28 protein-coding genes and 5 tRNA genes are annotated in these 26,605 nt (G+C 40.0%); 4 read left to right on the plus strand and 29 right to left on the minus strand.

Features of this window, described 5'->3' with window-relative positions; translation table 11 throughout:
• Nucleotides 1-50: 50 nt before the first annotated feature.
• The 11 genes from rplA to AC6UDG_RS06300 form a co-directional block, all read right to left on the minus strand.
• On the minus strand, nucleotides 51-743 hold the full coding sequence (gene rplA / locus AC6UDG_RS06250; RefSeq protein ID WP_500696148.1) for a 50S ribosomal protein L1: 693 nt from the start codon (nucleotides 741-743) through the stop codon (nucleotides 51-53).
• 91 nt (nucleotides 744-834) lie between these two features.
• A complete protein-coding gene (gene rplK / locus AC6UDG_RS06255; protein WP_010021774.1) occupies nucleotides 835-1,260 on the minus strand; it encodes a 50S ribosomal protein L11 in 426 nt (141 codons plus the stop codon).
• Nucleotides 1,261-1,384: 124 nt separating this feature from the next.
• A complete protein-coding gene (nusG, locus tag AC6UDG_RS06260) occupies nucleotides 1,385-1,945 on the minus strand; it encodes a transcription termination/antitermination protein NusG (RefSeq protein ID WP_500696800.1) in 561 nt (186 codons plus the stop codon).
• Nucleotides 1,946-2,047: 102 nt separating this feature from the next.
• Nucleotides 2,048-2,227, minus strand: a complete 180-nt coding sequence (gene secE, locus AC6UDG_RS06265) for a preprotein translocase subunit SecE (RefSeq protein WP_500694477.1) — start codon at nucleotides 2,225-2,227, stop codon at nucleotides 2,048-2,050.
• Between the two features lie 14 nt (nucleotides 2,228-2,241).
• Nucleotides 2,242-2,391 (minus strand): 50S ribosomal protein L33, encoded by a 150-nt coding sequence (rpmG, locus tag AC6UDG_RS06270; RefSeq protein WP_500694478.1) that lies wholly within the window; start codon nucleotides 2,389-2,391, stop codon nucleotides 2,242-2,244.
• 48 nt (nucleotides 2,392-2,439) lie between these two features.
• On the minus strand, nucleotides 2,440-3,021 hold the full coding sequence (locus tag AC6UDG_RS06275; RefSeq protein WP_500696150.1) for a sigma-70 family RNA polymerase sigma factor: 582 nt from the start codon (nucleotides 3,019-3,021) through the stop codon (nucleotides 2,440-2,442).
• A gap of 192 nt (nucleotides 3,022-3,213) precedes the next feature.
• A complete protein-coding gene (gene rlmB / locus AC6UDG_RS06280) occupies nucleotides 3,214-3,966 on the minus strand; it encodes a 23S rRNA (guanosine(2251)-2'-O)-methyltransferase RlmB (protein ID WP_500706815.1) in 753 nt (250 codons plus the stop codon).
• Nucleotides 3,956-4,381 (minus strand): Mini-ribonuclease 3, encoded by a 426-nt coding sequence (locus AC6UDG_RS06285; RefSeq protein WP_500699876.1) that lies wholly within the window; start codon nucleotides 4,379-4,381, stop codon nucleotides 3,956-3,958. Before AC6UDG_RS06285 ends, rlmB begins: the two co-directional genes overlap by 11 nt.
• A gap of 4 nt (nucleotides 4,382-4,385) precedes the next feature.
• Complete coding sequence (cysS, locus tag AC6UDG_RS06290) at nucleotides 4,386-5,795, minus strand: cysteine--tRNA ligase (protein ID WP_500706816.1); 1,410 nt, start codon at nucleotides 5,793-5,795, stop codon at nucleotides 4,386-4,388.
• Nucleotides 5,796-5,882: 87 nt separating this feature from the next.
• Complete coding sequence (radA, locus tag AC6UDG_RS06295) at nucleotides 5,883-7,265, minus strand: DNA repair protein RadA (RefSeq protein ID WP_500699878.1); 1,383 nt, start codon at nucleotides 7,263-7,265, stop codon at nucleotides 5,883-5,885.
• 15 nt (nucleotides 7,266-7,280) lie between these two features.
• A complete protein-coding gene (locus AC6UDG_RS06300; protein WP_500699879.1) occupies nucleotides 7,281-7,817 on the minus strand; it encodes a dCTP deaminase/dUTPase family protein in 537 nt (178 codons plus the stop codon).
• 157 nt (nucleotides 7,818-7,974) lie between these two features.
• Here AC6UDG_RS06300 and rpiA point away from each other — a divergent pair, with 157 nt between their 5' ends.
• Entirely contained in the window at nucleotides 7,975-8,664 is a 690-nt protein-coding gene (rpiA, locus tag AC6UDG_RS06305; protein ID WP_500694485.1) for a ribose-5-phosphate isomerase RpiA, read from the plus strand.
• Between the two features lie 91 nt (nucleotides 8,665-8,755).
• Here the strand turns inward: rpiA and AC6UDG_RS06310 are convergent, their stop codons facing one another.
• Genes AC6UDG_RS06310 through AC6UDG_RS06320 form a run of 3 tightly spaced genes read right to left on the minus strand, consistent with a single transcriptional unit; the run spans nucleotide 8,756 to nucleotide 11,427 of the window.
• Nucleotides 8,756-9,427, minus strand: a complete 672-nt coding sequence (locus AC6UDG_RS06310) for a 2,3-bisphosphoglycerate-dependent phosphoglycerate mutase (RefSeq protein WP_500701483.1) — start codon at nucleotides 9,425-9,427, stop codon at nucleotides 8,756-8,758.
• Nucleotides 9,428-9,450: 23 nt separating this feature from the next.
• Nucleotides 9,451-10,428, minus strand: coding sequence for a DMT family transporter (locus AC6UDG_RS06315; RefSeq protein WP_500706817.1), 978 nt, complete (start codon nucleotides 10,426-10,428; stop codon nucleotides 9,451-9,453).
• Between the two features lie 51 nt (nucleotides 10,429-10,479).
• Nucleotides 10,480-11,427 carry an AEC family transporter gene (locus AC6UDG_RS06320; RefSeq protein ID WP_500696159.1) on the minus strand — a complete coding sequence of 316 codons (948 nt, stop codon included), beginning with the start codon at nucleotides 11,425-11,427 and terminating at the stop codon, nucleotides 10,480-10,482.
• Between the two features lie 189 nt (nucleotides 11,428-11,616).
• On the opposite strand from AC6UDG_RS06320, the gene AC6UDG_RS06325 reads away from it, so the two are divergent.
• Entirely contained in the window at nucleotides 11,617-12,777 is a 1,161-nt protein-coding gene (locus tag AC6UDG_RS06325; protein ID WP_500706818.1) for an LCP family protein, read from the plus strand.
• 64 nt (nucleotides 12,778-12,841) lie between these two features.
• Here AC6UDG_RS06325 and AC6UDG_RS06330 read toward each other — a convergent pair whose 3' ends face one another.
• The 7 genes from AC6UDG_RS06330 to AC6UDG_RS06360 all read right to left on the minus strand — a co-directional run bounded on the left by AC6UDG_RS06330 (nucleotide 12,842) and on the right by AC6UDG_RS06360 (nucleotide 20,467).
• Nucleotides 12,842-14,284, minus strand: a complete 1,443-nt coding sequence (locus AC6UDG_RS06330) for a catalase (RefSeq protein ID WP_500706819.1) — start codon at nucleotides 14,282-14,284, stop codon at nucleotides 12,842-12,844.
• Between the two features lie 135 nt (nucleotides 14,285-14,419).
• Nucleotides 14,420-14,505 (minus strand) — tRNA-Leu (locus AC6UDG_RS06335).
• A 56-nt stretch (nucleotides 14,506-14,561) separates the two neighbouring features.
• Nucleotides 14,562-15,449: a homoserine kinase gene (gene thrB, locus AC6UDG_RS06340; protein WP_500696162.1), complete on the minus strand. Its 888-nt coding sequence runs from the start codon at nucleotides 15,447-15,449 to the stop codon at nucleotides 14,562-14,564.
• 6 nt (nucleotides 15,450-15,455) lie between these two features.
• Entirely contained in the window at nucleotides 15,456-15,905 is a 450-nt protein-coding gene (locus AC6UDG_RS06345) for a SprT family protein (protein WP_500706820.1), read from the minus strand.
• A gap of 12 nt (nucleotides 15,906-15,917) precedes the next feature.
• Nucleotides 15,918-18,086 carry a Tex family protein gene (locus AC6UDG_RS06350; protein ID WP_500706827.1) on the minus strand — a complete coding sequence of 723 codons (2,169 nt, stop codon included), beginning with the start codon at nucleotides 18,084-18,086 and terminating at the stop codon, nucleotides 15,918-15,920.
• Between the two features lie 65 nt (nucleotides 18,087-18,151).
• Nucleotides 18,152-18,991, minus strand: a complete 840-nt coding sequence (gene nadE, locus AC6UDG_RS06355; RefSeq protein ID WP_500706821.1) for an NAD(+) synthase — start codon at nucleotides 18,989-18,991, stop codon at nucleotides 18,152-18,154.
• Between the two features lie 9 nt (nucleotides 18,992-19,000).
• The gene (locus tag AC6UDG_RS06360; protein ID WP_500696165.1) at nucleotides 19,001-20,467 is read right to left on the minus strand and encodes a nicotinate phosphoribosyltransferase; all 1,467 of its coding nucleotides are present in this window, start codon (nucleotides 20,465-20,467) and stop codon (nucleotides 19,001-19,003) included.
• A gap of 89 nt (nucleotides 20,468-20,556) precedes the next feature.
• On the opposite strand from AC6UDG_RS06360, the gene AC6UDG_RS06365 reads away from it, so the two are divergent.
• Nucleotides 20,557-21,291 carry a WecB/TagA/CpsF family glycosyltransferase gene (locus AC6UDG_RS06365; protein ID WP_500706822.1) on the plus strand — a complete coding sequence of 245 codons (735 nt, stop codon included), beginning with the start codon at nucleotides 20,557-20,559 and terminating at the stop codon, nucleotides 21,289-21,291.
• Between the two features lie 41 nt (nucleotides 21,292-21,332).
• Here AC6UDG_RS06365 and AC6UDG_RS06370 read toward each other — a convergent pair whose 3' ends face one another.
• From AC6UDG_RS06370 to AC6UDG_RS06385, 4 genes are all read right to left on the minus strand, one after another.
• Nucleotides 21,333-22,034, minus strand: a complete 702-nt coding sequence (locus tag AC6UDG_RS06370) for a GntR family transcriptional regulator (RefSeq protein WP_500694496.1) — start codon at nucleotides 22,032-22,034, stop codon at nucleotides 21,333-21,335.
• 69 nt (nucleotides 22,035-22,103) lie between these two features.
• A tRNA-Gln gene (locus tag AC6UDG_RS06375) sits at nucleotides 22,104-22,175 on the minus strand.
• Between the two features lie 8 nt (nucleotides 22,176-22,183).
• Nucleotides 22,184-22,266: transfer RNA gene (locus AC6UDG_RS06380), tRNA-Tyr, on the minus strand.
• 128 nt (nucleotides 22,267-22,394) lie between these two features.
• Nucleotides 22,395-23,879 carry a peptide MFS transporter gene (locus AC6UDG_RS06385; protein ID WP_500706823.1) on the minus strand — a complete coding sequence of 495 codons (1,485 nt, stop codon included), beginning with the start codon at nucleotides 23,877-23,879 and terminating at the stop codon, nucleotides 22,395-22,397.
• Between the two features lie 130 nt (nucleotides 23,880-24,009).
• On the opposite strand from AC6UDG_RS06385, the gene mscL reads away from it, so the two are divergent.
• Nucleotides 24,010-24,384, plus strand: a complete 375-nt coding sequence (mscL, locus tag AC6UDG_RS06390; RefSeq protein ID WP_500694498.1) for a large-conductance mechanosensitive channel protein MscL — start codon at nucleotides 24,010-24,012, stop codon at nucleotides 24,382-24,384.
• 35 nt (nucleotides 24,385-24,419) lie between these two features.
• Here mscL and glnA read toward each other — a convergent pair whose 3' ends face one another.
• From glnA to AC6UDG_RS06410, 4 genes are all read right to left on the minus strand, one after another.
• On the minus strand, nucleotides 24,420-25,760 hold the full coding sequence (gene glnA, locus AC6UDG_RS06395; RefSeq protein ID WP_500694499.1) for a type I glutamate--ammonia ligase: 1,341 nt from the start codon (nucleotides 25,758-25,760) through the stop codon (nucleotides 24,420-24,422).
• 11 nt (nucleotides 25,761-25,771) lie between these two features.
• Complete coding sequence (locus tag AC6UDG_RS06400) at nucleotides 25,772-26,155, minus strand: MerR family transcriptional regulator (protein ID WP_500694500.1); 384 nt, start codon at nucleotides 26,153-26,155, stop codon at nucleotides 25,772-25,774.
• A 244-nt stretch (nucleotides 26,156-26,399) separates the two neighbouring features.
• Nucleotides 26,400-26,472, minus strand: a tRNA-Thr gene (locus tag AC6UDG_RS06405).
• Between the two features lie 56 nt (nucleotides 26,473-26,528).
• Nucleotides 26,529-26,601: transfer RNA gene (locus AC6UDG_RS06410), tRNA-Asn, on the minus strand.
• Nucleotides 26,602-26,605: the final 4 nt, after the last annotated feature.

The raw sequence follows: 26,605 nt of genomic DNA on the forward strand, positions 1-26,605 counted from the left end.
ATCATAATGATAAAAATTAGTCAATTAGGGATTATTTAATTAGTCAGTAACTAAAATGATTCAGGATCAACTGAGACACCAGGTCCCATTGTTGATGAAACTGAAATGTTACTAATGTAAGTTCCACGAACAGATGCTGGACGATTCTTAACAATCACATCGTTGATGGTGTTAAGGTTTTCGGCCAACTTGTCTGCGTCAAATGAATCTTTACCGATTGAAACTGCGACATTTCCATCACGATCAGTTCTGTAAGTAACCTTACCGGCCTTAGCATCAGAAACCGCTTTTGAAACATCCATGGTAACAGTTCCAGTCTTAGGGTTTGGCATTAATCCCTTAGGTCCAAGAACACGACCTAAACGACCAACTTGAGCCATCATGTCAGGAGTAGCAATTGCGACATCAAAGTCGAGCCATCCGTCTTGAATTTTTTGAGCTAAGTCGTCATCACCGACAAAATCGGCACCTGCGTTCTTAGCATCTTGAGCCTTTTCACCCTTGGCAAATACTACAACTGTTTGATCTTTACCAGTACCATTAGGTAAAACCACGGCACCACGTAATTGTTGATCAGCTTGTTTAGTATCAACGTTTAATTTATAAACAACTCTGATAGTATCATCAAAGTTTACTGAATCTAATTTTTGAACTAATTCTACAGCATCTTGAGCAGCGTATTTTTTACTCTTGTCAATTTGCTTTGAAGCATCTTCGTACTTCTTACCTCTCTTACGAGCCATTGTGTCTTCCTCCTTGCAATTGTGGTTATAACGGAATTTCCTCCCACTAGCACATTATCTTTCGACATTGTGCTGTCCGGGCATAGTGAAATTAACCTTCAACAGTGAATCCCATACTACGTGCCGTACCTTCAACCATGCGCATAGCTGCTTCTACATCAGCTGCGTTTAGATCTTGCATTTTAGTTTCGGCAATTTGCTTAACTTGGTCTTTGGTAACTTTTGCGACCTTGTTAGTGTTAGGTTCACCGGAACCGTGTTCAACACCAGCGGCTTTCTTTAATAGGACAGCAGCTGGAGGGGTCTTGGTTACAAAGTCAAATGAACGATCTTCGTAAACAGTAATCACAACTGGAATCAGCATTCCTGCTTGATCAGCAGTACGTGCATTAAATTCCTTAGTGAATCCCATAATATTAATTCCAGCTTGACCTAAAGCAGGTCCAACTGGAGGAGCGGGTGTTGCTTTACCCGCAGGTATTTGTAGTTTAACTACATTAGCTACTTTTTTAGCCACGAGACATACCTCCTTAAGTCCGTGTGTGGTAAATGAAGATCAAAATTTCTTCTCCCACGTTAATTTATGCAATACGCATACTAGTTAAATATACCACGTTTATTGAAACGTGACAATGAATATTTTACTCAGAATCGGCTTCTAGGGGCTTAACTTGGTCAAATTCCAGTTCAGTACTAGTCTCTCTACCAAACATGTCAATATTAACCTTGAGTTTACCCTTAGTGTTGTCAATCTCAGTGATCTTACCAGAAAGTCCCTTAAAGGCCCCTTCAACGATGGTGACCGTATCACCAACGCGGCTATCCAATGGCTTAACTCGCTTCTTTACCCCAATCGTTGACATAACATTTTCAACCTCTTCGGGCAACAACGGGTTCGGTTTTGAACCTTGACCGTGAGAACCAATAAATCCGGTCACTCCGGGAGTATTTCTAACGACGTACCAAGCTCTATCGGTCATTACCATTTGAACCAGCACATATCCTGGGAAGGTCTTGTTCATAACCACTTTTTCTTTACCGTTTTTAACTTCGTGTTCTTCAGTTTCTGGAACAACGATGTCAAAAATATAGTCTTCCATTCCCATGGATTCTTTTCTAGATTCAAGATTCATTTTAACTTTGTTTTCATAGCCAGAGTACGTATGTAATACATACCATTGCTTTTCTGCAGTCTCTACCACAATGATTATCTCCTTTAACTTAAAGCAAAATAAAAAAACCTCGCGTAAACGAAGTTCTTATCATCAAGTTAACTATAACAGAAATTATCACACTAATCTAGTTTAGGCTAGTAACTTCAAAATGGTTTGAATTGCCCAATCAATCACACCAAGAAAGATTGCAAAAAAGATGGTAGTCCAGATAACGATTGAAGTATCGGTTCTCGTTTGCTTAGCGTTCGGCCAAACAACTACCTTCATCTCTGCAATAACACTCTTAAAAAAGTTCCATAATCGTTTCATGTAAAATTCCCCTCTTAACGAGTTTCTCGGTGCAACGTATATTTTCCACAATGCTTACAAAATTTTTTTACTTCCAATCGTTTGACGCGATTCGGATTGCTGGAAATGGTGTAGTTTCTTGAACCACATACAGAACAAGCTAATGCTACCTTTTTCTGTGCCATAAGCTGCACCTCCTTAATAACTAACTAATCGTATCATCAATTTCAACGTTAGTCAATTTTATTAAATCTATAGTACTTCTGCCGACAACGTGCGATCGCATTTTTCAACTTCACAACATTCATATCAGAAACCTGGGCCATTTTTTCAAACGAATAATTCTCAAGCGAACGAATAATCACCATTCTCTCAACTACCGAACTCCTTTTCATTAAGCCTTGTAAATTCTCATACATTGAAAGAACTCGTTCTGGACTGGCAGCATGAATATCGGCAATGGTATCAGAATAAAATTGAAAATACGCACTAAGAGAAGCTTTTTTAGAATCGGGCACGCGCTTTTGAGCTCGCTTTTTTCTTAAAATATCATATAAGCGGTTTTTTAAGTTAACTTTATAGTAACTGCCAAAGGTAACCTTACGACTGGCATCATACCTAATAATTGTTCGACTAAGCACAATGGCCGCTTCCTGTTTCCAATCTGAGAGTTCCATACCTGATAAGTAGAAATCGTTCCACAACTTTAGATAAATTGGCGCATATTTTTTAAACAATTTGATGAAACCGACGTCGTTCTTTTTTGCATCCTCAACCATTTCTAATTCTTTAGCCCGTTTCTCTTCTTTATTCATCAATTGGCCCTCCTCTTAATCAATTAATTAACACTTAGTATCGTATCGAAACGAGTTGAGCTCAAACAAGCGAACAAACGTTCGATATGTGATATTATCTGCTAACCAATTTTTAATATCGAATTTACGATATTAAACGGCCCAATAAAAAAGAACAATGTGCTGGCATTGTTCTTTAGTTCAGTCATTTCATTATAAAGGATGGCGCGAGTTAAAACCTTGATACATAACTAATCCGGCAGCAACCGACGCATTCAAGCTCTGAATATCCCCCACCATTGGAATGGTAAGTGTTTCATCAACCTGTTTTTTAAGTAAAGGCGAAATCCCCTTGCCTTCACTGCCAACGATAAGAGCACTCGGACTTTTAGCATCCCAGCGCCGATAATCAGTTCCTTTCATATCAGTACCAAAGACCCACAACCCACGTTCTTTTAATTCTTTAACGGTGTTAACCAAGTTAGTTACTCTAGCGACCGGAACACGTTCAATTGCCCCCGCAGAAGTTTTCGCTACCGTTGATGTTAATCCAACAGCCCGACGCTTGGGAATGATCACCCCATGAACGCCAGCAGCATCTGCGGTTCTAATAATTGACCCCAAATTATGAGGATCGGCAATGTTATCCAGAACAATGAAGTATGGTGGTTCACCCTTTGCTTCAGCATTTTTAAATAAATCATCAATCGATGCATAATTAAAGGATGCAATTGATAACATGACTCCCTGATGATTCTGGTGGTCTGACATCAAGTCTAACTTTTGCTTTGGCACCTTAGAAATTACTAAATGACGACCCTTGGCCAAACGAATAACCGCCTTAATGGTGTCATCTTCTTGACTGACTCCATTTTGTAAAAACACCTTGTTAATTTCTTGATTTTCATTGCGCAGTGCTGAGACTGCCGGGTGTCTCCCAATAATAAAATCTTCATTATCTCTCATACTCAACCCTCCCAGAATCAACTTGATCAATGCACCACTGCGCCAGTTCATCGAGTCTTTTATCTTGGCCACTAAGGGAAAGGAAACCAAAGAGGGCTTCAAAGCCAGTGGAAATCCGATAGGTAACAACACTCGTATTCTTGGCGTGAGTATAGCTCTTGGCGTTACGTCCCCGTTTAAAAAAGTACTCTTCTTCATCACTTAAGATTGCATCCTGACTCATCAAAGCGATCAATCCAGCCTGAGCCTTGGCTGACACATATTTAGTAGCAAAATGCTGCAATTGATTTGGCCTAGCGATGCCCTCGTCAATCAAATGCCGTCTCACGTATACCTCATAAACCGCATCACCTAAATAAGCTAGTACAATACCATTTAACTGTCGATATTGAATATTATCGTCCGCTTCACTCATTAAACTAATTTTCCCTTCTGAATCGGGTCCCCTGTGGTGTGTCTTCTAAAATAATACCCTTATTTTTTAATTCATCCCGAATTTCATCACTTCTAGCAAACTGCTTGTTAGCTCGCGCATCGTTTCTTTGCTTAATTAATTTCTTAACTTTGTCGTCATCTAACTCACTACTTTGTAGTTTAATCCCAAAGATAGCGGACAACTGTTCTAACCGTTTCATCAGCAACTTAATCGAATCCTTAAAAACCACTGGTCGTTCCGCATAAACGTTTCCAAGCTTAGCCAACTCATAGACCTTGGCAATCCCATTTTGAACGTTAAAGTCATCATCCATGGCATCTTGAAAATCAGCCTGAATTTGACGAATCTCTTGATCTAATTTCGGATCGTTATAAGGATCAGCGTCTTTTAACCGATAGTTCAAATTATCGTAAGCCGTCTGTATTTTTTGCAGATTGGTGGCAGCTTCATCAACTCCCTGCTGGCTAAAACGAATTGGACGGCGATACTGAGTGGTCGAAATGAGAAAACGCAGGGCTTGAGGATTATCTTTCTTAAGCAAATCATGAACCGTAACAAAGTTCCCTTTAGATTTGCTCATCTTCTCGTCCTCATCACCAACGGTCACAAAACCATTGTGAAGCCAGTAATTAACAAACTTTTGTCCCGTTTTGGCCTCGCTCTGTGCCCGTTCATTTTCATGATGAGGGAACTCTAAATCAATCCCGCCACCGTGAATGTCAAAGGTGTTACCAAGGTACTTAGTTGACATTACCGAGCACTCAATGTGCCAACCGGGACGGCCTTTTCCCCACGGAGAATCCCAGGAAACTTCGTCTGGTTTAGCTTTTTTCCAAAGTGCAAAATCAATCGGGTCTTCTTTTTGGGCTAATTCTTCACTTGAAACGTGCTCACTTGCACCACTCTCAAGGTCATCGATGTTTTCGTGTCCTAGTAAACCATAAGATTTAAACTTACGAGCCCGATAGTAAACCGTCCCGTCAACGTTATAAGCATATCCCTTTTTAATTAAGTCAGAAACAAAGGTAATAATGTCCTTAATATTATCCGTGGCACGCGGATTCACGGTTGCAGGTTGCACGTTTAACGCTTTCGTATCTTCCATAAAAGCCTCAATGTATTTATCGGCTAATTTGGAAACCGTGGTTCCCTCTTTTTTGGCTTCGTTAATCATTTTATCATCAACATCGGTAAAATTAGACACATAATTCACCTTATAACCACAATATTCAAGATAACGACGAATGGTATCAAATGCCACTACACTTCGCGCATTGCCAATGTGAATATAGTTATAAACAGTTGGACCACAGACATACATGTTAACCACACCGGGTGTGATTGGTTCAAACTTTTCTTTTTCATTTGTAAGTGAATTATAAACTTTTAACATGTCCAACCTCCTAATAATTGTTCAATATTAACATCATAATTAACCCTTCAGTTCATTATGAACTAGACCAATTGAAATGAAAATATTTTACTTTTTTAATGCTGTTTTGAGAGCTTCGGTAATGGTTGAAACTCCTATGACCTGAATATTTTTAGGTGGAGTCCATCCCTTTAGATTATATTTAGGAACCAATACGCGCTTAAAGCCTAGTTTCTGGGCCTCAATAACGCGTTGCTCAATTCGATTGACCCTTCTAATCTCACCAGTCAAACCAAGTTCACCAATGTAACACTCTTTTGGATCGGTTCCAATATTCTCATAACTTGACGCAATGCTAATTGCCATTGCCAAATCAATGGCTGGTTCATTAAGTTTGACCCCACCAGCAGCTTTTAAATAAGCATCCTGGTTTTGTAACATCAATCCAGCCCGTTTCTCAAGAACCGCCATAATCAGTGAAACACGATTTCGATCCAGTCCAGACGCAGTTCTTTGCGCATTCCCAAAAACCGAGGGAACAATTAAGGCTTGAAGTTCAACCAGAATCGGACGAGTTCCTTCCATTGCTACCACAATTGCTGATCCGGTAGCGTTCTTCAAACGCTCCTCTAAAAAAATCTCAGATGGATTCTTGACTTCTTTTAGCCCATCTTCATCCATTTGAAAAATTCCGAGCTCATTCGTAGATCCAAATCGGTTTTTAACGGCGCGTAGTAACCGATAAGAATGATGCTTGTCTCCCTCAAAATAAAGAACGGTGTCAACCATATGCTCTAAAGTCTTCGGGCCGGCAAGAGTACCACCCTTAGTAACGTGTCCCACCAAGAAAATGGTGATACCGTTGGTTTTTGCGATGTTCATTAAATCCGAGGTAACACCTCGAACCTGCGTAACGGAACCAATCGCAGACGGGATCTCATCTTCTTGCATGGTTTGAACGGAGTCAATGATAACGGTGTCCGGCTTCACTTCTTCAATTGCCTTCCTGATTGAAGTCATATCCGTTTCTGGATAAAGGTATAAGTTTCCTTTTTCAGAAACATTGAGGCGATCCGCTCTCATCTTAATTTGATCGGCACTCTCTTCTCCTGAGACATACAGTACCTTTTGTCCTGAGGCTGCTAATTGACCGGAGACTTGGAGAAGTAACGTTGACTTACCAATCCCCGGATCACCACCGATTAGGACCAGTGAACCTGGAACCACACCTCCGCCAAGCACCCGATTCAATTCATTTGAATCAACCTGAATCCTCGGAGCACTTTCAGCGCTAACTTGTCTAATTAGCTGGGGTTGCGACTTAGTCCCGCTCAGTGAAACCCGACTCACGTTCGCCTTTTTGGTATCATTTTTTTGGACCGTTTGTTCAACCATCGTGTTCCATTCACCACAGTTAGGACAACGACCTAGATATCGTGGTGATATATATCCACAGTTGGAACAAACATATTGCGTTTTTGCTTTAGCCATTAAATCATTTCCTAACTATTTGCCAGAAGAACCAAATCCCCCATTTCGAGTCAGCTTTGGTCCCTCATCTTGATCCGCAAGTAAATAAGGCATAAAGATTCCTTGTCCAATTCGATCACCTTTTTTAATCTTACGGTCGACGATTCCAAAGTTTAGAATCTGGACAAAAATTTCACCCTCATTACTTTCATTATTGTAATAATCAGCGTCAATAACACCGATCCCATTCGGAATTACTAAGTTTCGTTTCAAAGGATTACTTGAGCGATTCGCGATAATCAATACTTCATTTGGCTGCATGTAAGCCTTAATTCCCGTTGGAACCAAAAAGGGCTTTAAAGCATTCTCTGAATCCATGATGTCTTGTTGATCTAACTTTCTTCTAGCCTTAATGATACCAAATGACCGAATTAAACCAGTTTTCCAGATTGACGGAATAACCATGTCAACGGCACTGGCAAAGTCATATCCGGCAGCCTTTTCAGTTGCTCGTTTTGGCAAAGTCAAGCCGTCATTCTGATATTTTGAAACAATCTCAAAGCCTCTTTGCATCTTCTAATACCTCTTTATTCTCAAAAATTCCTACTATTATTTTACCAGTATTTCTTAAATTTTGACATTGCTTGACAAAATCATAAAGACCATTGAAAATTAATAATAGTGGTCAAGTTACTAAAAGTAACGACTTAATTTGAAGGGGAACAATCAAATGAATTCAGCAGATCAGCGAGAATTAAAGAAACACGTTGGAAAAGAAGCTGTTAAGCACGTTAAGGATGGGATGGTCTTAGGTCTTGGGTCTGGTACCACCATCAAGTACATGGTAGACGCACTGGGAGAGCGCATCAAAAATGAACATCTAAATATTATCGGTGTGCCAACCTCCAGTAAAACTAAGCGTCACGCGGAAAGCTTAGGCATCACTACTAAGGATGTTGACGAAGTCGATCACATTGATTTAACCATTGATGGGGCCGATCAAATTGACAAAAATTTTCAGGGAATTAAAGGCGGTGGAGCCGCTCACCTGATGGAAAAAATCGTTGCCATTAATTCTGATCGCAACATGTGGATTGTTGACGAAAGTAAGATGGTTAAAAAACTCAATTTTCCACTTCCGCTTGAAGTAATCCCTTATGGCAGTGGCCAACTCTATCGTCGGCTTAATCGGATGGGACTTCATCCGAAATTTCGTCAAAGCACGAATGGAGGAAAATTAACAACCGATTCTGGTGACTACATTATTGACTTAGGCTTACCTGAAATCACGACTCCAGTTCAACTGGGCAAAAAACTTGATAGTATGACAGGAATTGTGGAACATGGGCTGTTCTTGAACATCGTAAATACCATTATCGTAGAACATCCCGACGGACCGGAAACAATTGAAGCTCGCTAATGATTTAACCGACCCAAAAATAACTACGCAACTATCATCAAAATCTAAATAACAAAAGGACGAAAACTTTGATTGAGTTTTCGTCCTTTTGTTATTTAAGGTAGGTCTTATCTAAAATATCTAAATCTGGGTCAAAGGTATAAATGATCGGCTTCCCGTTTTTAACTTCCACGCCATCAATTCCTTTATCACTGATATTTTCTAAATATTTAATTAAAGCTCGCAGTGTGCTTCCGTGAGCAACTATCAGTTGATTTTTACCATCCAGCAATTTGGGGGCAATCGAATCCTGCCAGTACGGAATCATCCGGTCATAAGCCATTTTAAGGCTTTCAGCTGGTGGCTCAATTACACCTAAGCGCCGATATTTTCGAATCGGGGACACCTGATCTAATTTAGGGGGAACAGCGTAAAAACTCCTGCGCCACTTCATAAACTGTTCGTCTCCGACCCGCTTTCTAACTTCCTCTTTATTTTGACCCCTAAGAGCACCATAGTGTCGCTCATTTAAGCGCCACGTCTTATGTTCAGGAATAAAATCCTGATTGATCACGTCCAAAACAATGTCAGCGGTGACAATCGCCCGTTTTAAGACTGATGTATGAACATCACCGAACTGAATCCCGGTCTGACCTAAGCGTTTGCCGGCCTTAATTGCCTCTTCTACGCCCTTCTTAGTCAGTGGAACATCACTCCATCCAGTAAAGGTATTAGTGTGATTTGCGACACTTTCGCCATGTCTCATAATTACTAACTTACTCATACAACCGCCTCAATAAACTAAATTTATTTACCTTCTTCAATCGTCTGATCGTCTAACATGGTTGAATCGGTCTCTTTATAACGCTCACCTACAAACGTAACCACCGAACCAATCAGGATAATCACAATTCCTATAATGGTAGGCAGATTAATCTTTTCTCCCACAAAAATCATTGCTAAGACTGGAGCCAAACCTGGCTTAATAAAGAATACTAGGGACGCAATCGAGACCCCTGATTCTTGCATCGCTAAAAAATAAAACGCAAAACCGCCGCCGGTTACACAGACTCCGATAAAGAATAAAATCCAGAAATTTTGTAAATTAACGTCCCTTAAGATCGGAATGGATGCAAATTGACTCAACCATCCCACCGATTTCATCCCACTTGAAACAAACGGGATATTGGTAATCAATGATAAAACAAATAACTCCAAAGAACCAGCAATAAAAGTGAAACAAGTGATGGTAACTCCATCTAATTCTCTTTTGACCGAGCAATACTGCGACAAAATACTGTAAAAGCCAAAAGTAACAGCCGATAAGAGTGACAAAATAATTCCAACTGGATTAGTTAAGTTAAATGGATTAACAATCACAATTAAGCCAATGACCGAAATGATTAATGAGATTAAGTTGGCCCGTCCAATTCGTTCATGCAAAATGAAGTACGCAAAGATTACGGCAAAGACCGGATTACAACTAAACAGGACGGCCACAATAGCTGGCTTATCGTACACAATCGCTAACTGGTACAGGGTCATACTAATTACCACGCACGCAAAACCGGTAAACGCAAACGTCTTCCAATCCTTTAAGTTGATTTTGCGTCGTCGTTTATGTAATTCATACCACGCAAAGGGTAACAAGACAATCCCACCAATGAAGAAACGAAGTAAATTCAACTGAATTGGATTAAACTCACTTCCTGCCACCTTTAGGGCAATCTCCATCGAACTAAACATTAACGTCGAAATTAACACATAAATCACTGATTTTTTCACTTTAAGCTACTACTCCCATTCTTTACTTGTCTATTTTTCAATTGACTCGTCTTAACGGATTTGTTGCACAATCACCATTAAAATGGGCAAAACAATTAAACTGATGATCGTGGTTTCAGCGACCATCAGTGAAGCATAATCTGCATCCGCACCATACTTTCTGGCTACCACCGGTGCGTTAGTCATAACCGGCATGGCAGCCTGCATAATGAAGACTTGTTTCATCAAAACTGGCATCCCAGTTGGAATAACCAACAGTGCCATTAAAATTGGTGAAATAACGAATCGACCCAGTAAAATTCCCCAATTAGAAGAACTAAAGTCAAATTTGTTAAAGTTGATATTTGCCATCGAAATTCCAATGAACATCATTGAAAGTGGGATGGTTAACCCACCAATATATTGGAAATCACTCATTAAAAAGTTGGGAATTTTAATTCGCAGTAAAACTAAAATCACCCCAAAGATAAATCCCAGCAATGGTGGTGACAAAATTTTACTCACGGTCTTTTTCCAGTCAAACTTGGAATTAGCGTCCCCATCACGTTGGATTAAGTAAACACCAATGGTCCAAAAAAAGGTCGTATTAGCCATGTAGTAAACTAACACGTACGGTAAACTTTTGGCCCCAAACAGAGCCATATTAACCGGCAATCCGACAAAGACAGTGTTTGAATTTAAAAACATCGATTCAAACACTCCCCGATGATACTTTTTAATTCGAATTACCCGCGCAATTGCCACCGAAATCCCAAACATGATTAACATACTAACGACCGGAAATCTTAAGTCTGGCAACGTTGAAAGTAACGTGTCGGTCGTAAAATCGCGACCAATCGTATAGATCATGTAACACGGCAAGGCTACGTCAATAACCAGTTTAACAATTAAGTTAGTTGAATCATCATTAAACCAGTGCCGTTTAGCTAAAACAAAACCGAGTACGATCATGATCAGTACAATTAATATCCCTGATATACTCTTAAAAAAAATACCCATTTGATCATCCTATTCTTGTAAGTTTTACTTAAGTTATTGTACCACACGATTTTACACCACCAGAAATTGCCCCAATAAGAATAATACGGTTATATTAAAATCTACTAAAAAGTTGAGAAATAACTAGCGTTAGCTGCCATAACTGCTATATAATTTGGGGCAGTATTAATAAATAAGCGGGGAATAATAATGTCAAACTACGATAATAATAATGACGACAATCGCGAATATAGCCGGAGAGCTGGTAATCCACATTTTTCCGAACCAAAATCAGAGCCAGCCGTCGACTATGATAACGAACCGCACCATCCAGTTGCCTGGACTTTTATGGGTATCATCTTATTGATTGTCATCATTGCCCTTGCTTTTGGTTTCCGTGCTTACACCCAGGCTCGTCATTCATTTGGAGGAACGTTTCAAGACGATGGAATTGGAAAATCAAGAAACGTCTCAAATCTTCTAAAGAAACGAAAGCCGTTTTCAATCTTACTAATGGGAACCGACACGGGCGCCCTTGGTAGACACGACGTTGGCCGCACCGACACCATTATCGTTGCTACCGTTAACCCGCAAAAGCAGACCACTTACTTAACCAGTATCCCCCGCGATACCAAGGTCGTGGTCGACGGTGACTCACAGCCATACGAAAAAATCAACGCTGCTTACACCATCGGTGGTCCAAAGACTGCCATTTCAACTGTCCAGCATCTCTTAAACGTTCCCATCGACTACTTTGCGATCGTTAACATGGGTGGCTTAAAACAGATGGTTGATTCCGTTGGGGGTGTTGAAGTAAAGCCACCATTGACGTTTAAGTATGGGAATGCCAATGTAGTTAAGGGCAAAATGACCCATCTAGATGGTGATCAAGCCCTTGATTATTCTCGAATGAGGGATGATGACCCGAAAGGTGACTACGGTCGCCAACAGCGACAACGGCAAGTCTTAGAAAAATTAGTGATGAAAGGAATGGGAATTTCTTCCATTCCCAGGTACCAACAAATTCTTGAATCATTAAATGGAAACCTCAAAACCGATTTATCCTTTGATGACATGATTGCCATTAAATCTAAGTATGGTCCAGCCACTCATCACATCAAGTCTGAGACCCTTCAGGGGAATGAAGCAATGATTAACGGAGTCAGTTATCAAGTCGCCCAACCAGACGAATTGATGAACGTCTCAAACCATATTCGAACCACCTTGAATTTACCGCAAGCTAAGGGTTTAACTCCTAAACAACAAGAAACCAATTCCCCTAGTAATGGTGATCCATTCAACAACAATACTGCTACCAATGATTCATCAGGGAGTACCACCGATCCAAACTCAACGGCACCAGCATATTAAAATAGACTTGTAAGAATAGGGCTAATAACCTATCTTGCAAGTCTATTTTTATTTATGGGATCTTTTATCTAATTTCATTTAAATCAAGACCAAGAGCCTTTGCTACTCGAGTCCCATACTCTGGGTCAGCCTTATAAAATTGTCTGGTTTCTAAGACCTTAATCTCATGGTTATCAACGGAACCAAGTGTTCCTTTGATCGTATTAATTAGGCGATCACGTTCCTCTGGTTTCATTACATGATACAACTTTCCGGCTGCACTATAGTAGTCAGTGTCATATGGTTTAAAAGCTCCGGTTTCACCTTCCACTTTATCGGGACTGATTGAAGCACTCAGATCTTCAACTGGTCCGCCCTTACCATTGGGTTCATAGTTGACCGATCCGTCTTGTCCTTGTGCCATTTGACCATCACGTTCGTAATTTTCAACCTTGTCTAAGGGACGGTTGACCTTTAATTGTTCATAATTAGCTCCTAGACGATATCTTTCCGCGTCCTTATACGCAAACAACCGTCCTTGAAGTAACTTATCAGGACTTGCTTCAATCCCAGGAACTAGGTTAGCGGGTGAGAAGGCTAATTCTTCCACATCGTCAAAATAGTTAGTTGGATTTTGGTTTAAGGTAAATTCCCCAACTTCTTGTAGTGGGTAATCCTTATGAGAAACCACCTTGGTTACATCAAAAATATCTGGTTTGTAATCAATTCCTGCTTGATAAGGGATAATCTGAACGTAAACTTTCCATGTTGGATAGTTCTTTTGTTCAATTGCATCGTATAAATCATGAATTAAATAATCGGTATCTTCAGTTGCTGCTTTTGAAGCTTGTTCATTAGTCATGTTCTTAACCCCTTGTTGACTAATGAAGTGATACTTAACCCAAAATGGAGTCCCTTCTTTATTAACCCACTTATACGTGTGACTTCCATAACCATTCATTGTTCGATAACTAGCCGGATTACCACGATCACCCATCAGGTAGGTGACCTGGTGAACTGATTCTGGTGAATGAGACCAGAAATCCCACTGCATCTCTTGTGAACGTAAATGAGTCTTAGGATCACGCTTCTGGGAATGAATAAAGTCAGGAAACTTAAGTGGATCGTTAACAAAGAACACCGGAGTATTATTACCAACAATGTCGTAATTGCCTTCTTGCGTGTAGAATTTCAACGCAAATCCACGAACATCACGAACGGTGTCAGGATAACCAGCTTCACCCGCAACCTGCGAGATTCTAATGGTCATTGGGGTTTCTTTGCCCACACCATTGAATAAATCAGCTTTAGTGTACTTACTCATGTCATGTGTAAGTTTAAAAACGCCCTTGGCACCAGCACCTTTAGCATGAACGACTCGCTCTGGAATCCTCTCACGATTAAAATGAGCTAACTTTTCTAGTAATTGATAATCCTGCATCAAAACAGGACCACGAACACCAGCTGTTTGAGAATGTTCGTTGTTAGCCCACGGTTGACCAGCTTCGGTTGTTAATTTATCTGACATAATTATCACACCATCCTTGTTAATTAATCGTTCACTTCTTAGATTAATCGTGCACAACTTAATGTCAACAAAAGAGACTTAGAATTAAAAAGAACACCATATCTTAAAATGATATGGTGTTCTTGAATTAAATGATGCGGCCAAGAAGACTCGAACTTCCACCGGGATAAATCCCGACAAGATCCTTAATCTTGCGCGTCTGCCAATTCCGCCATGGCCGCATTGCTACAATAAACATCATAGCAAATTTAACGAGATAGCGCAATGAATTTTTTAATTATTCTTCACCACGAATCGTGGCACCATCCCTATCAAGGTCAACTAACTTACATACTCCATCCAATTGATCGTTACTTTCAATCTTCTGTTGTAACTTGGTGAGTTGGTCATAATCTCCTAGCGTGATAATCGATGAACCCACTCCACTAATGTAAGTTCCGTAGATTCCTAGTTCATGAGCAGTCTGTTTAATTACTTTGAAGTCTTTAAAATCATTCCCCTGTCCAGTGCGAACCAGACTATCAGCTTCAATCATTCGGGCCGCTTTATTCCAATCATTTTGCATTAATGCAGCGACAAAAACGTTCGAAGCGCTACTAGTCTGTACCTCTTGACCAAACGTAATTTCCTTTGGGAAACGTTCCATTCCCCTCTGTTGGGTAATTTTCTCATTTCGAATGAAAACCAAGGCTTGCATTTCATCGGGCATATGAGCTTTGACAACGTCAGTCTTTCCATCCTCATAGTGAGAAATTGTTATATCTCCCAGAATGGCTGAGGCAATGTTGTCAGGATGTCCTTCCATTCGACTACCAATGTTAATTTGGTCATTAACTGATAAGTTCATATTTTCAAGCTTGTTAGCAATTTTAATTCCCGCAGCAATCGCCGTGGTACTAGACCCAAGCCCCTTTTCCAGTGGAACATCTGACATTACCGTTAGTTGATGGGGCATGATTTTAGGGTTAACCTTTAAAATCGTTTGAACCACCAAATTTTTGTCATCGTGAGGAACTGAATCGCCAAACGCATGATTGACCCGCCACTTCTCAGTTTCTTCTTCAACGATCACCGTGTAATACATGTGAAGAGCGAGCCCAACCGAATTATAGCCATTACCAACATTACCAGAAGTTGCTGGGACCCTCACAATAATTTTTTCCATGATACTTCACTCCTTCTTAACTAGTTTTAGCTTACCACGACACTTACTACATACAAAACGTGAGATATTAACCCGTCGCTTTCGCCGATATAATTGGCCACACTTAGTACACTCATAAAGGTAATAATAAGCTGATTGTGCTTTTAAAATTGGAGCATAACGACTACCACCCACAGCTCTTAATAACTGCTTAAATTCTTTTGAACGATGATTAGCGGAATACCCTGCTAAATGAAGATGATAATGAACGAGTTCGTGTTTAATGATTCCCACAAGTTCTTCTCTAGAGATCCCCTTCGCCATCGTTTGATTAATATCAATATCATGATCTTTAAGGTGGTACCGACCACCCGTGGTTTTCAATCGACCATTAAAATATGCGCGGTGCTTAAATGGTTTCCCAAATGACTCCAATGAAATTTGTTCGACCAGTTTCTGTAATTCATCGTCATACAAATAAGTTCGCTCCTATTCTGGACCAATCATGGAAAGTTTAATTCGTTTTCGATCTAAATCAACACTTAACACCCACACATCGACAATGTCACCAACAGAAACAAGCTTTGCTGGATCCGATATAAACCGATCACTCATTTTGGAAATATGAACGAGACCATCCTGTTTTACCCCAATGTCGACAAACGCACCAAAATCCGTAACATTGCGAACGGTTCCCTGTAATTTCATTCCCGATTTCAAATTTTCAATCTTCATGACATCCGATTTAAGCAACGGCTTCGCCATCGTATCACGTTGGTCACGTCCGGGATTTTTCAAACTAGCTAAAATATCTTTGACCAACTGCTGATCAATTGATAGTGATTGTGATAAATCAACTTCATTTGCTTTTTCAAGTTTTTTTCGACCTTCATCAGAACTAAAATTATCAATTGTAAGTCTCAATGCTGACAAGATTTGTTTAGCTTGCCGATAACTTTCTGGGTGAATATCAGTATTGTCCAATGGATTCTTGCCATTAATGATACGTAAAAATCCAACTGATTGTTCAAAAGCCTTTGGTCCTAATCGTTTAACTTTTTTTAATTGATTACGGTTAGAAAAAGCACCGTTTTCATCTCGATATTCAACAATATTTTGTGAAGTGGATTTAGTTAATCCCGAGATGTGTTCAAGTAGATTTGGACTAGCGGTGTTCAAGTTGACCCCGACTTGGTTAACGGCGGTCTCAATCACCCGATCCAACTGGGCATCAAGGTTACTTTCAGAGACATCATGCTGGTACTGACCAACCCCAACCGCTTTGGGGTCAATCTTAATCAACTCAGAAAGTGGATCCTGTAGTCGTCTTCCAATACTAATGGCTGAACGTTCCTCAACGTGAAGGTTAGGAAACTCTTTTCGCGCATTGTTACTAGCAGAATATACCGATGCCCCAGCTTCACTAACAATTACGTAATGAACCGGATAATCAATGGATTTAATTGCATCAGCGACAAATTGTTCCGATTCGCGTGACGCGGTTCCGTTACCAATTGCAATCATTTGAACGTGATACTTCTTAATCAGGTCAATCAACTGTTCTTTAGCACGCGCTTGTTGTGATTCCGTTGCTGGTTTAGTGGCTTTAATAATTTCCTTTGCCAAGAATTTACCGTTTGCATCAATGACCGCTAGTTTGCATCCCGTTCGGTACGCTGGGTCAAAACCAAGAACCACCTTACCCTTGATTGGCGCCTGCATTAACAGGTGATACAGATTTCTTCCAAACACTTCAATGGCATGATTTTCTGCGGCTTCGGTCATAGTGGAACGAATTTCACGTTCGATGGCCGGACCGATGAAGCGCTTATAAGCATCTTTTGAAGCGTCTTTAACAAAGTCAACTGCGGGACCATTATGATTACTAACCACATGAAAATCAATGTAATGCATAATGGCATTAACATCAACATCTAGTTTCACGGTCAATACCTTTGCTTTTTCACCACGATTGATTGCTAAAACCCGATAACTCGGAACCGTTTTGGCTCGCTCACTAAAATCGTAGTAATCACCATAAACGCCACCTTCGTCATTGACCTTTCCTTTAGGTTTAACCTTTGCCGCCAGCATAGCGTTTTTTAAGGTATAGTTTCGAATCCATTCCCGAAACTTAGCGTTGTTTCCAATGGCATCCGTAATGATTTCACGGGCTCCATCTAAAGCGTCATTAACGGAACTAACGTCGTGATCATCATCTATAAAGGACTTTGCCAGTTGTTTTAATGGCTCATTTTGAAACTTTAAAATTGCAGTTGCAAGTGGCTCTAATCCCTGTTCCCTTGCAACCATCGCCTTTGTTTTTCGTTTTTGCTTATATGGCAAATACAAGTCTTCCACAATCTGAATACTGTCAGCATTTAAGATGTCTTGTTTTAACTGCTTGGTTAATTGGCCTTCTTCGTCAATCTTTTTTACCACTTCTTCCTTTCGGTGGCTCAGCTTTGCTAGACGCTGGTAAGTATCCTCAAGTTCCCGAATGGAAACCTCATCCAAATTACCGGTTCTCTCTTTGCGGTATCGTGCAATAAACGGAACGGTATTACCATCCTCAAGCATTTCTAAGGTTTGTTGAATTTGTCGTTTCGAAATGTGTGGTAACGCTTTTGCAGTTTGATCAATTAAAGTTTTTTCCATTTTTTCACCATAATCTTTCAAATAAAAACTCCATTAAATAATTAACGGAGTTATTGTAATCAAATTTATTTCCAAAACGTATCATAAACATTAATGGGAAGGTGTCGCTTATGTTGAGTTTTCAAATACCAATTTTCAATCACATTAGCTGCACTAGAACTAATGTCCTGGCCTTCCAAAAAGTCATCAATATTTTTATAACTAACCCCAAGTGCTTTTTCATCTGGAAGAGCTGGACGATCATCTTCAAGATCCGCCGTTGGGGTTTTCTCGTAAAGGTTTTTAGGTGCGTCAAGGTACTCAAGAAGCGCACGACCTTGTCGTTTATCCAGTCGCCAAATTGGAACAATATCAGAGGCACCGTCACCAAATTTAGTGTAAAAACCAGTCACCGCCTCGGCGGCATGATCAGTGCCAAGTACAATCCCTTGATTGGCACCAGCAATGGTGAACTGTGCGATCATCCGCGTCCGAGCTTTAACGTTGCCCTTATTAAAATCAGAGACAGCATCACCGTTAGCTTCAACTGCTTTTACCATCGAATCGACTGAACCTTTGATATTGACGCGTTCAACCCGATCAGCATCCATAAAATCAATAGCTTCCATAGCATCCGATTCATCAGCTTGTTCACCATAAGGAAGGCGAACCGCAATAAACTGATATTCAGTATCACCCGTTTCTTCCCTTAATTCATTCATTGCCATCGATGCCAATTTTCCCGTCAAAGTGGAATCTTGACCACCAGAAATTCCCAGTACTACTGATTTAATGAACGAATTCTTTTTAACGTAATCCTTAATAAAATCAACACTACGTCTAATTTCTGTTTCAGGATCGATCTTTGGCTGAACCCTTAAAGCACTAATAATCTGTTTTTGCAGTCGTTTTTGTTTCTCATCCATTACTATCACCTACTCTAATTTTTGCTCAACCCCATTATGAATTTCATTAATCAAACTCATCTTGTGGTCCCATAATTTCTTAGAAAGATCAACTGGGTAATCTTGTGGATTTAACTGACGCTTGTACTCTGGCCAGAGTGCCTTCAAAGAGTCAGTCGCATGCTGCTTAGTAGCCTCTAACGTCGGCATTTGATATACCTGCTTTCCATCTTTAAAGATATCTTGTAAGAGCGGTTGAGCATTAAAGTTGGTAATAGTCTTGTTAATGTACGTGAAATGCGGATGGAACATGTACACGGAAGACTGTTCACGTGGATCTTCACCATCAAGTGTGATGTAATCTCCCTCAGACTTACCGTCGTCTTTTTCAGTAATCCGCCAAACTTGCTTCTTACCTGGAGTGGAAACCTTCTCAGCATTATTGGAAAGTTTAATGGTATCGACCATGTGACCTTGTTCATCTTCAACTGAGACCAGCTTGTAAACCGCACCAAGTGCGGGTTGGTCAAAAGCCGTAATTAGCTTGGTCCCAACTCCCCAAGAGTCGATTTTGGCATTTTGCATCTTCAAACTACTAATGGTGTATTCATCAAGGTCGTTGGAAGCCACAATTTGAACATCCTTAAAGCCAGCTTCATCCAGCATTTCCCTAACTCTTTTTGATAAGTACGCCATATCACCGGAATCAATTCTGACACCTTGAAAGTTAATCTTGTCGCCCATTTCTTTTGCAACTCGAATTGCATTTGGGACCCCACTTTTAATGGTATCAAAGGTGTCTAACAGAAAAGTACAGTTCTTATGAGTTTGGGCGTATGCCATAAATGCATCATAGTCATTCCCAAATGATTCAATCAAAGAGTGCGCCATCGTTCCGCTGACAGGAATGCCAAATTCCTTACCGGCTAACACATTGGAAGTCGCGTTAAACCCACCAATGTATGCCGCTCTGGTTCCCCACAGTGCTGCATCAACTTCTTGGGCTCGACGACTACCAAACTCCATTAAAGGATTATTTCCAGCCACCATTCGAATTCGGGCCGCTTTAGTAGCGATTAAAGTCTGATAGTTCACCATGTTCAAAATAGCGGTCTCAACTAATTGACATTCCGCAATCGTTCCTTCAACTTGAACAATGGGCTCGTTGTTATAAACTAAATCACCCTCAACAGCAGAACGAATTGTCCCAGTAAACTTAAAGTTACGAAGATAATCTAAAAATTCATCAGAATAATCGCTAATTGACTTTAAATACTTAATGTCCTCATCAGTGAAGTTAAGGTTGTTGATATATTCAATAATGTGTTTTAATCCTGCAAAGACGGCATATCCATTTCCAAAGGGCATGTCTCTAAAAAAAACTTCAAATACAGCATGACGATTTTGCATATGTTTTTCAAAATAAGTTGCCATCATATTGATTTCATAATAGTCAGTGTGTAAAGTTAAATTATTAGGACTTTGTAATGTTGACATCTTTAATCTCCTCTAGCCATTTCAGGCTAAACTATTGTTGTTACTCGTTGCACATTATATCACATAATAACCAAAAAGAAGGCTAACAAATGACGCACAAATTTCCGACCACCAACATCGCTTCTATTCCCTTTATTAACGCGACTTTCACCGAATTTATGCAGGTGATTGAATCCCAAATAGACGACCACCAAAACACGTTTGTGGTAACCGCCAATCCAGAAATCGTAGTTTATGCTGATCGTTATCCTCACTACCAAAAAGTTTTAAAAAGCGCCACTTACGTCGTGCCAGATGGGATTGGCATTATCAGGGGCGCCAAAATGTTAAATGACCCGATGCCAGAACGAATTACCGGCTATGACATTTTTAAAGCACTGTTAGCTTGGGGAAACCAAAATAACAAGTCAGCCTATTTTCTGGGAGCCAAGCCCGATGTCGTATTTGATTTACGAAAGGTCTTAACCGTCAACTATCCGCATTTAAAGATTGTTGGGATGCAGGACGGCTATTTTAAAAACGACTCTCCCATCATTAACAACATCGAAAACAACGACATTGACATGATTTTTGTTGCGACTGGTTTCCCTAGCCAAGAAGAATTTATCGCAAAATATCGCAATAAAAATAACGGCTTGTGGATTGGGGTTGGAGGAAGCTTTGACGTCTTAGCCGGCCACGTCAAGAGAGCTCCTGAATTCTGGATTAATCATCACATCGAATGGCTTTATCGCCTTTTTAAAGAACCCACCCGTTTTAAACGAATGCTAGCCATTCCTGAATTTTTAAAATTAGTTCGAAAACAAAAAAAGGATGAGAAGTGATCTCATCCAACTTTATGAGCCCTCGTTAGTAGGGCTCTTTTTTATTTATTTAGGTAAAACTCAAATCGCTCAGCAGCGTACTGAGCCTGAACAAACTCAAATGGTTGCTGATTTTGAAGATAAGATATCTGTTTTAGCTTAAGAATGGGTGCCTTAACCTCAATATCCAGTAAATCAGCAATCCGATCAGTCGCTAAAATCGCCGAAATAAATTGCTTCGCGCTTCTTGGACGAAGTCCCTTCTTGTCCTCTAAAGAACGATACAGGGAGCTAGAAACGTCTTCTTCACTTAACCCTTCGACCATCGATGCATTAACAGCTGCCACTTCATAGCAAATTGGAATGTCGTCCCCATAGCGAATCCGATTCATCCGCAAAACCCGATCATCCTGACTCAGCCCCAAGACAGAGGCTTCCTTAAAGGTGGGCTCAACAATCTTATATGACAAGGTTTTGGTGGATGGCTTTTTTCCTTGAGCCAGCATAATGTTAGTAAAGCTGGTTACTCCGGACATCTTTTCTTGAACCTTTTGGTTAGTAACGTACGTTCCTGAGCCGGCAATCCGTTTTAATATTCCATCCTCAACGAGCGCTTGAACAGCTTGCCTGAACGTCATCCGACTTACTCCGTACTGTTCGGATAGTTTTCTTTCAGATGGAATCCGGGTTCCCACTTTCCAGCTTCCGTCTTCGATCTTACTCTTAATATCATCATGAATTTTAATATAAACAGGTACTGTCATAATTACTCCTACCTTGGCATAAAAAAATCGACTAACATTTGTTAGTCGATTTTACACCAATAATTAGTATTGGGCTAGCTGGGTTCGAACCAGCGCATCACAGGATCAAAACCTGTTGCCTTACCACTTGGCTATAGCCCAAGAATCAATGGAGGGGAGTGGATTCGAACCACCGAACCCGAAGGAGCGGATTTACAGTCCGCCGCGTTTAGCCAGACTTCGCTACCCCTCCATAATAAATGAGTAATTCGTAGTAACGAATCAACGTTTATTATATTACACGGGATCATGATGTTAGTCAATACTTTTTTTCAAAAAATAAAAGGCGCTAACTTTACAGCGCCTTTCATTATAGTGATTTTAATTTACTCCATCCATCAGTTTTTTAACCGGTTTGATCATCAATAATAAGATAATTCCAAACAAGATGGCTACAAGTCCAACGATTCCAAAGTACGCGATTTCGTGTCCCGGAGTGTAGAACTTAACGATTTGTGAGTTAACCGCCTGACCAGCAGCATCCGCTAAGAACCACATACTCATCATCTGTGATTCAAATGCTTTCGGAGCAAGTTTGGTGGTAACGGAAAGCCCAATTGGTGAAATCAACATTTCGGCAATTTCAACAATGGCCCAACTACCAATTAGCCATAGTGGACTAACTTTAGCTGATGAACCAAATAGGAAAATTGGAATCATCATAAATAAGTACGAAAATCCAGCGAAAAACATTCCCCACGTAAACTTAACTGGGGAGCTGGGCTCTTCTTTTCTTTTAGCCAGATATGTCCATAAGAATGCGAACAGTGGTGTGTACAGCATAATGAACAACGGGTTAAGTGACTGATACCAAGTAGCATTAATGTGCAAAAATCCAAGGTTATTGTTAGTTTGATTTTCAGCAAACAAAGCCAAAACAACGGAGCCCTGTTCCTCAATGGCCCAGAATACCGCAGCAGCGATAAATAATGGAATATAGGCAAGAACCCGTGAATGTTCTGTCTTAGTAACCTTCTTACTTCTCAAAATAACAACGAAGTAAATAATTGGGGTTAAAATTGCGATAATACTCAATAACAAAACAAAGTTATCAATACTCAAAACTTTAAAGTACCACATCCCCGCGATAATAACGGCAAATACAGCTAAGCCACCAATAATTTCAAGAACTAAACGATTCAAATCATCTGGTTCTAAGGGATCACTTGGATAGAGGCCATCGATGCTCAAAGTCTTTTTACCACTGAAGTAGTAGTAAATTAAAGCAAAGAACATTCCGATAGCGGCAAGTGAGAAACCAGCATGGAAATTAAAGTCCATTCCGACGGTCCCAACTAAGATCGGTGCGATGAACGACCCTAAGTTAATCCCAAAAACAAAAATGGTAAATCCAGTATCACGTCTTGGATCATTTTCACCATATAAGGCACCAACCATTTCTGAAACATTTGGCTTCAATAGTCCAGTACCAACGGTGATTAAGACAATGGAAATAAATAGCGCTCCGGCACCAAATGGTAACGACAGTACCACGTGCCCAAACATAATTAAAATTCCACCATACAGAACGGTCTTTCGACTACCCCAAACTCGATCACTTAGATAACCACCTAACACCGACGTTAGAAATACTAGTGAACCGTAAATTGCCATAACTGAAGCTGCAGTGGTTGGAGAAAATCCTAATCCACCCTTGGCGACTGAGAAATACATGTAGTATAAAAGAATTGCACGCATCCCGTAGTAACTGAATCGTTCCCACATTTCAGTGAAGAACAGTGTTTGCAACCCTTTTGGTTGCCCAAAGAACGCATGGTCGAGACTCTTCTCGCCTTGTCCGTTCATAAAATCTCCTCCTGTCAATCTTTTAACAATTATCAGAAATAATACCATTCTTGATTTTCATTTACAATCATATCTCGACAAAAAGTTTGTTAGAATAGTGATTATCAAGGAAAAGGAAGTGGATAATACATTGTTCAAGGAATTTAAAGAATTTATATCACGAGGGAATGTGGTTGACATGGCCGTCGGAATTATCATCGGGTCTGCCTTCACTTCGATCGTGACTTCATTGGTTAATAACATTTTTAACCCGTTTATTGGACTGTTCTTAGGAAAAATCGATCTTTCATCACTTGCCATCACCGTTGGAAAAGCAAAGATAAAATATGGCTTATTTCTAAACTCAGTCATCAATTTCCTGCTGATTGCTTTCATCGTCTTTTTATTGGTCAAATTTATCAACAAATTAACTAATAAAAATCAAAAAAAGCAAGAAAAGAAGGCTCAAGAACCGAGCCTTACTGATCAATATCTAGCTGAAATTGTTAAACTGCTTAAAAAGTAATTCCTTAATCACACCAACGCTCTGTTGGTGTTTTTTTATAGCATATCTAGGTATCTGTCGCGTTCCCATTGAGAAACGTTTTGTCTGTAAGCATTCCATTCCATGTTCTTTGCATCCAAGTAATTTTGATACATGTGAGGTCCCATGGCTTTCTTCATAAGTGGATCAGCTTCATATGCTTTAAGCGCATTATGAAGAGTGGAAGGTAAGTTTTCAATATGATCTAATTTTCGTTCCTTGCCATCCATATGATAAATATTACGGTCAATTGGTTCACCTGGTTCGATTTTGTTTTTAATACCATCTAAACCAGCTTCAAGAATTGATGCAATTGCTAAGTATGGGTTAGCTGAAGGATCAACACTTCGAAGTTCAAGGCGAGTGCTAAGACCACGACTAGCTGGAACTCTAACTAATGGTGAACGGTTAGATGCCGACCATGCCACATAGACAGGTGCCTCAAAGCCAGGAACTAGTCGCTTGTAGGAGTTAACGATTGGGTTACATACAGCAGTTAATGCTTTAGCGTGCTTCAAAAGTCCACCTAAGAAGTAGTATGCCGTTTGTGATAATTCCAGGTCACCATCTTTATCATAAAAGACGTTGTCACCATCTTTATCAAACAATGACATGTTGATGTGCATCCCAGATCCATTGATACCATTCAGTGGCTTTGGCATGAAAGTGGCGTATAATCCGTACTTTCTAGCAACTGTTTTTACAACTAACTTAAAGGTTTGAATATGATCTGCCGTAACCACGGCGTTGTCGTACTGAAAATCAATTTCATGTTGTCCAGATGCTACTTCATGGTGAGAAGCCTCAACTCGAAAGCCCATATTTTCTAATTCAAGAACCATATCACGACGAATATTGGCTGCCAAATCCATTGGTGCCAAATCAAAGTAACTTCCGTGATCATTCAATTCAGTGGTTGGATTACCCTTATCGTCCATTTTGAACAAGAAGAATTCAGGTTCTGGGCCAATGTTAAAGTTAGAAAAGCCCATTTCTTTCATTTCATCCAGAACACGCATTAAATTATTTCTTGGATCACCAACGAACACCTCGCCATCTGATGTATGAACACTACATGTCAGACGAGCAACCTTACCGTGTTCGTCACCCCATGGGAAGACCATCCACGTTGAAAGATCAGGGATCAGGTACATATCACTTTCCTCAATGCGTACGAAACCATCAATTGAAGATCCATCAAACATAATCTTACCATCTAAAACCTTGTTTAGTTGGTTAACGGGTACCTCAACGTTTTTGATGCTGCCCATCAAGTCAGTAAACATTAGTCGAATAAATCGGACGTCTTCATCTTTCACCATTTGGCGAATGTCGTCTTTTGTATAATCATGTACCATAAGTAGTCTCCTTATTTTAAATACTTACCCTGTTGCTTTAAATCAGAATCATCATACAAGCGTCCAGCTTTTAAAATATCGTCTTTCAAGTATTCGCGGACATCTTCATCACTAAGTGATTTATCACCACTATGTAAAAGTTTTCGACGCCGTTGTTTCTCAAATACTCTTTTAACCTGAGCAATTGTCATTCCTTCAATAAGATAGTTGTGAATCTCAAGAATTTGGTCCACATTATCTAATGAATACAAACGTCGGTTTCCTGATGTTCGTTTAGAATGAACAAGACCATGATCATCGTAATACCTTATTTGTCTGGATGATAAGGAAGTAAGCTTCATAACCGTTCCCATTGGCAGAACCGCTAAAGATTTCCTCAGTACTTTTTCACTCATACGCATATCTCCTTGATATGACACCATTCTATTCGTTATTGATATAAGCGTCAACAACCTATGTTATGAAATGTAACACTGATCCAAGTTTAACATAAAACTTGCAATATAAAAAAAGACACAAGAAATAAATTCTTGTGTCTTCATGTATGTATGTGCATCTTCAAGCACACCATTAGATTCTATTCACCCATTATTGCTATGCCAAAGGTTTAATCATCATTAAGAATGAATAAAAGATTTATGCCGGCTGCAGGACTTGAACCTGTGACCCTCGGTTTACGATACCGATGCTCTACCAGCTGAGCTAAGCCGGCAAAATGACGATAAATTAAAAGTGCTAACGGCAATTGTTGTTAGCACTCAGACATAGCTCCGGCAGGCGGGCTCGAACCGTCGACAACCTGATTAACAGTCAGGTGCTCTACCAACTGAGCTATGCCGGAATAA

The sequence above is a fragment of the Fructilactobacillus sp. X2R1C1 genome (assembly GCF_059901435.1).

What these genes read in the sequence shown, in the direction of transcription:
- AC6UDG_RS06275 (WP_500696150.1), bottom strand. Translation starts at nt 3,021, where the DNA reads ATGAATAAAGAAGAGAAACGGGCTAAAGAATTAGAAATGGTTGAGGAT.
- AC6UDG_RS06350 (WP_500706827.1), bottom strand. Translation starts at nt 18,086, where the DNA reads ATGGAAAAAACTTTAATTGATCAAACTGCAAAAGCGTTACCACACATT.
- nadE (WP_500706821.1), bottom strand. Translation starts at nt 18,991, where the DNA reads ATGGATGAGAAACAAAAACGACTGCAAAAACAGATTATTAGTGCTTTA.
- rlmB (WP_500706815.1), bottom strand. Translation starts at nt 3,966, where the DNA reads ATGAGAGATAATGAAGATTTTATTATTGGGAGACACCCGGCAGTCTCA.
- AC6UDG_RS06330 (WP_500706819.1), bottom strand. Translation starts at nt 14,284, where the DNA reads ATGTCAGATAAATTAACAACCGAAGCTGGTCAACCGTGGGCTAACAAC.
- AC6UDG_RS06300 (WP_500699879.1), bottom strand. Translation starts at nt 7,817, where the DNA reads ATGCAAAGAGGCTTTGAGATTGTTTCAAAATATCAGAATGACGGCTTG.
- glnA (WP_500694499.1), bottom strand. Translation starts at nt 25,760, where the DNA reads ATGGTACATGATTATACAAAAGACGACATTCGCCAAATGGTGAAAGAT.
- rpmG (WP_500694478.1), bottom strand. Translation starts at nt 2,391, where the DNA reads ATGGCACAGAAAAAGGTAGCATTAGCTTGTTCTGTATGTGGTTCAAGA.
- AC6UDG_RS06385 (WP_500706823.1), bottom strand. Translation starts at nt 23,879, where the DNA reads ATGAACGGACAAGGCGAGAAGAGTCTCGACCATGCGTTCTTTGGGCAA.
- AC6UDG_RS06320 (WP_500696159.1), bottom strand. Translation starts at nt 11,427, where the DNA reads ATGGGTATTTTTTTTAAGAGTATATCAGGGATATTAATTGTACTGATC.
- AC6UDG_RS06370 (WP_500694496.1), bottom strand. Translation starts at nt 22,034, where the DNA reads ATGACAGTACCTGTTTATATTAAAATTCATGATGATATTAAGAGTAAG.
- rplA (WP_500696148.1), bottom strand. Translation starts at nt 743, where the DNA reads ATGGCTCGTAAGAGAGGTAAGAAGTACGAAGATGCTTCAAAGCAAATT.
- AC6UDG_RS06365 (WP_500706822.1), top strand. Translation starts at nt 20,557, where the DNA reads ATGACGCACAAATTTCCGACCACCAACATCGCTTCTATTCCCTTTATT.
- AC6UDG_RS06400 (WP_500694500.1), bottom strand. Translation starts at nt 26,155, where the DNA reads ATGAGTGAAAAAGTACTGAGGAAATCTTTAGCGGTTCTGCCAATGGGA.
- cysS (WP_500706816.1), bottom strand. Translation starts at nt 5,795, where the DNA reads ATGTTAAAAGTTTATAATTCACTTACAAATGAAAAAGAAAAGTTTGAA.
- AC6UDG_RS06325 (WP_500706818.1), top strand. Translation starts at nt 11,617, where the DNA reads ATGTCAAACTACGATAATAATAATGACGACAATCGCGAATATAGCCGG.
- thrB (WP_500696162.1), bottom strand. Translation starts at nt 15,449, where the DNA reads ATGGAAAAAATTATTGTGAGGGTCCCAGCAACTTCTGGTAATGTTGGT.
- radA (WP_500699878.1), bottom strand. Translation starts at nt 7,265, where the DNA reads ATGGCTAAAGCAAAAACGCAATATGTTTGTTCCAACTGTGGATATATA.
- AC6UDG_RS06285 (WP_500699876.1), bottom strand. Translation starts at nt 4,381, where the DNA reads ATGAGTGAAGCGGACGATAATATTCAATATCGACAGTTAAATGGTATT.
- AC6UDG_RS06310 (WP_500701483.1), bottom strand. Translation starts at nt 9,427, where the DNA reads ATGAGTAAGTTAGTAATTATGAGACATGGCGAAAGTGTCGCAAATCAC.
- AC6UDG_RS06360 (WP_500696165.1), bottom strand. Translation starts at nt 20,467, where the DNA reads ATGTCAACATTACAAAGTCCTAATAATTTAACTTTACACACTGACTAT.
- secE (WP_500694477.1), bottom strand. Translation starts at nt 2,227, where the DNA reads ATGAAACGATTATGGAACTTTTTTAAGAGTGTTATTGCAGAGATGAAG.
- rpiA (WP_500694485.1), top strand. Translation starts at nt 7,975, where the DNA reads ATGAATTCAGCAGATCAGCGAGAATTAAAGAAACACGTTGGAAAAGAA.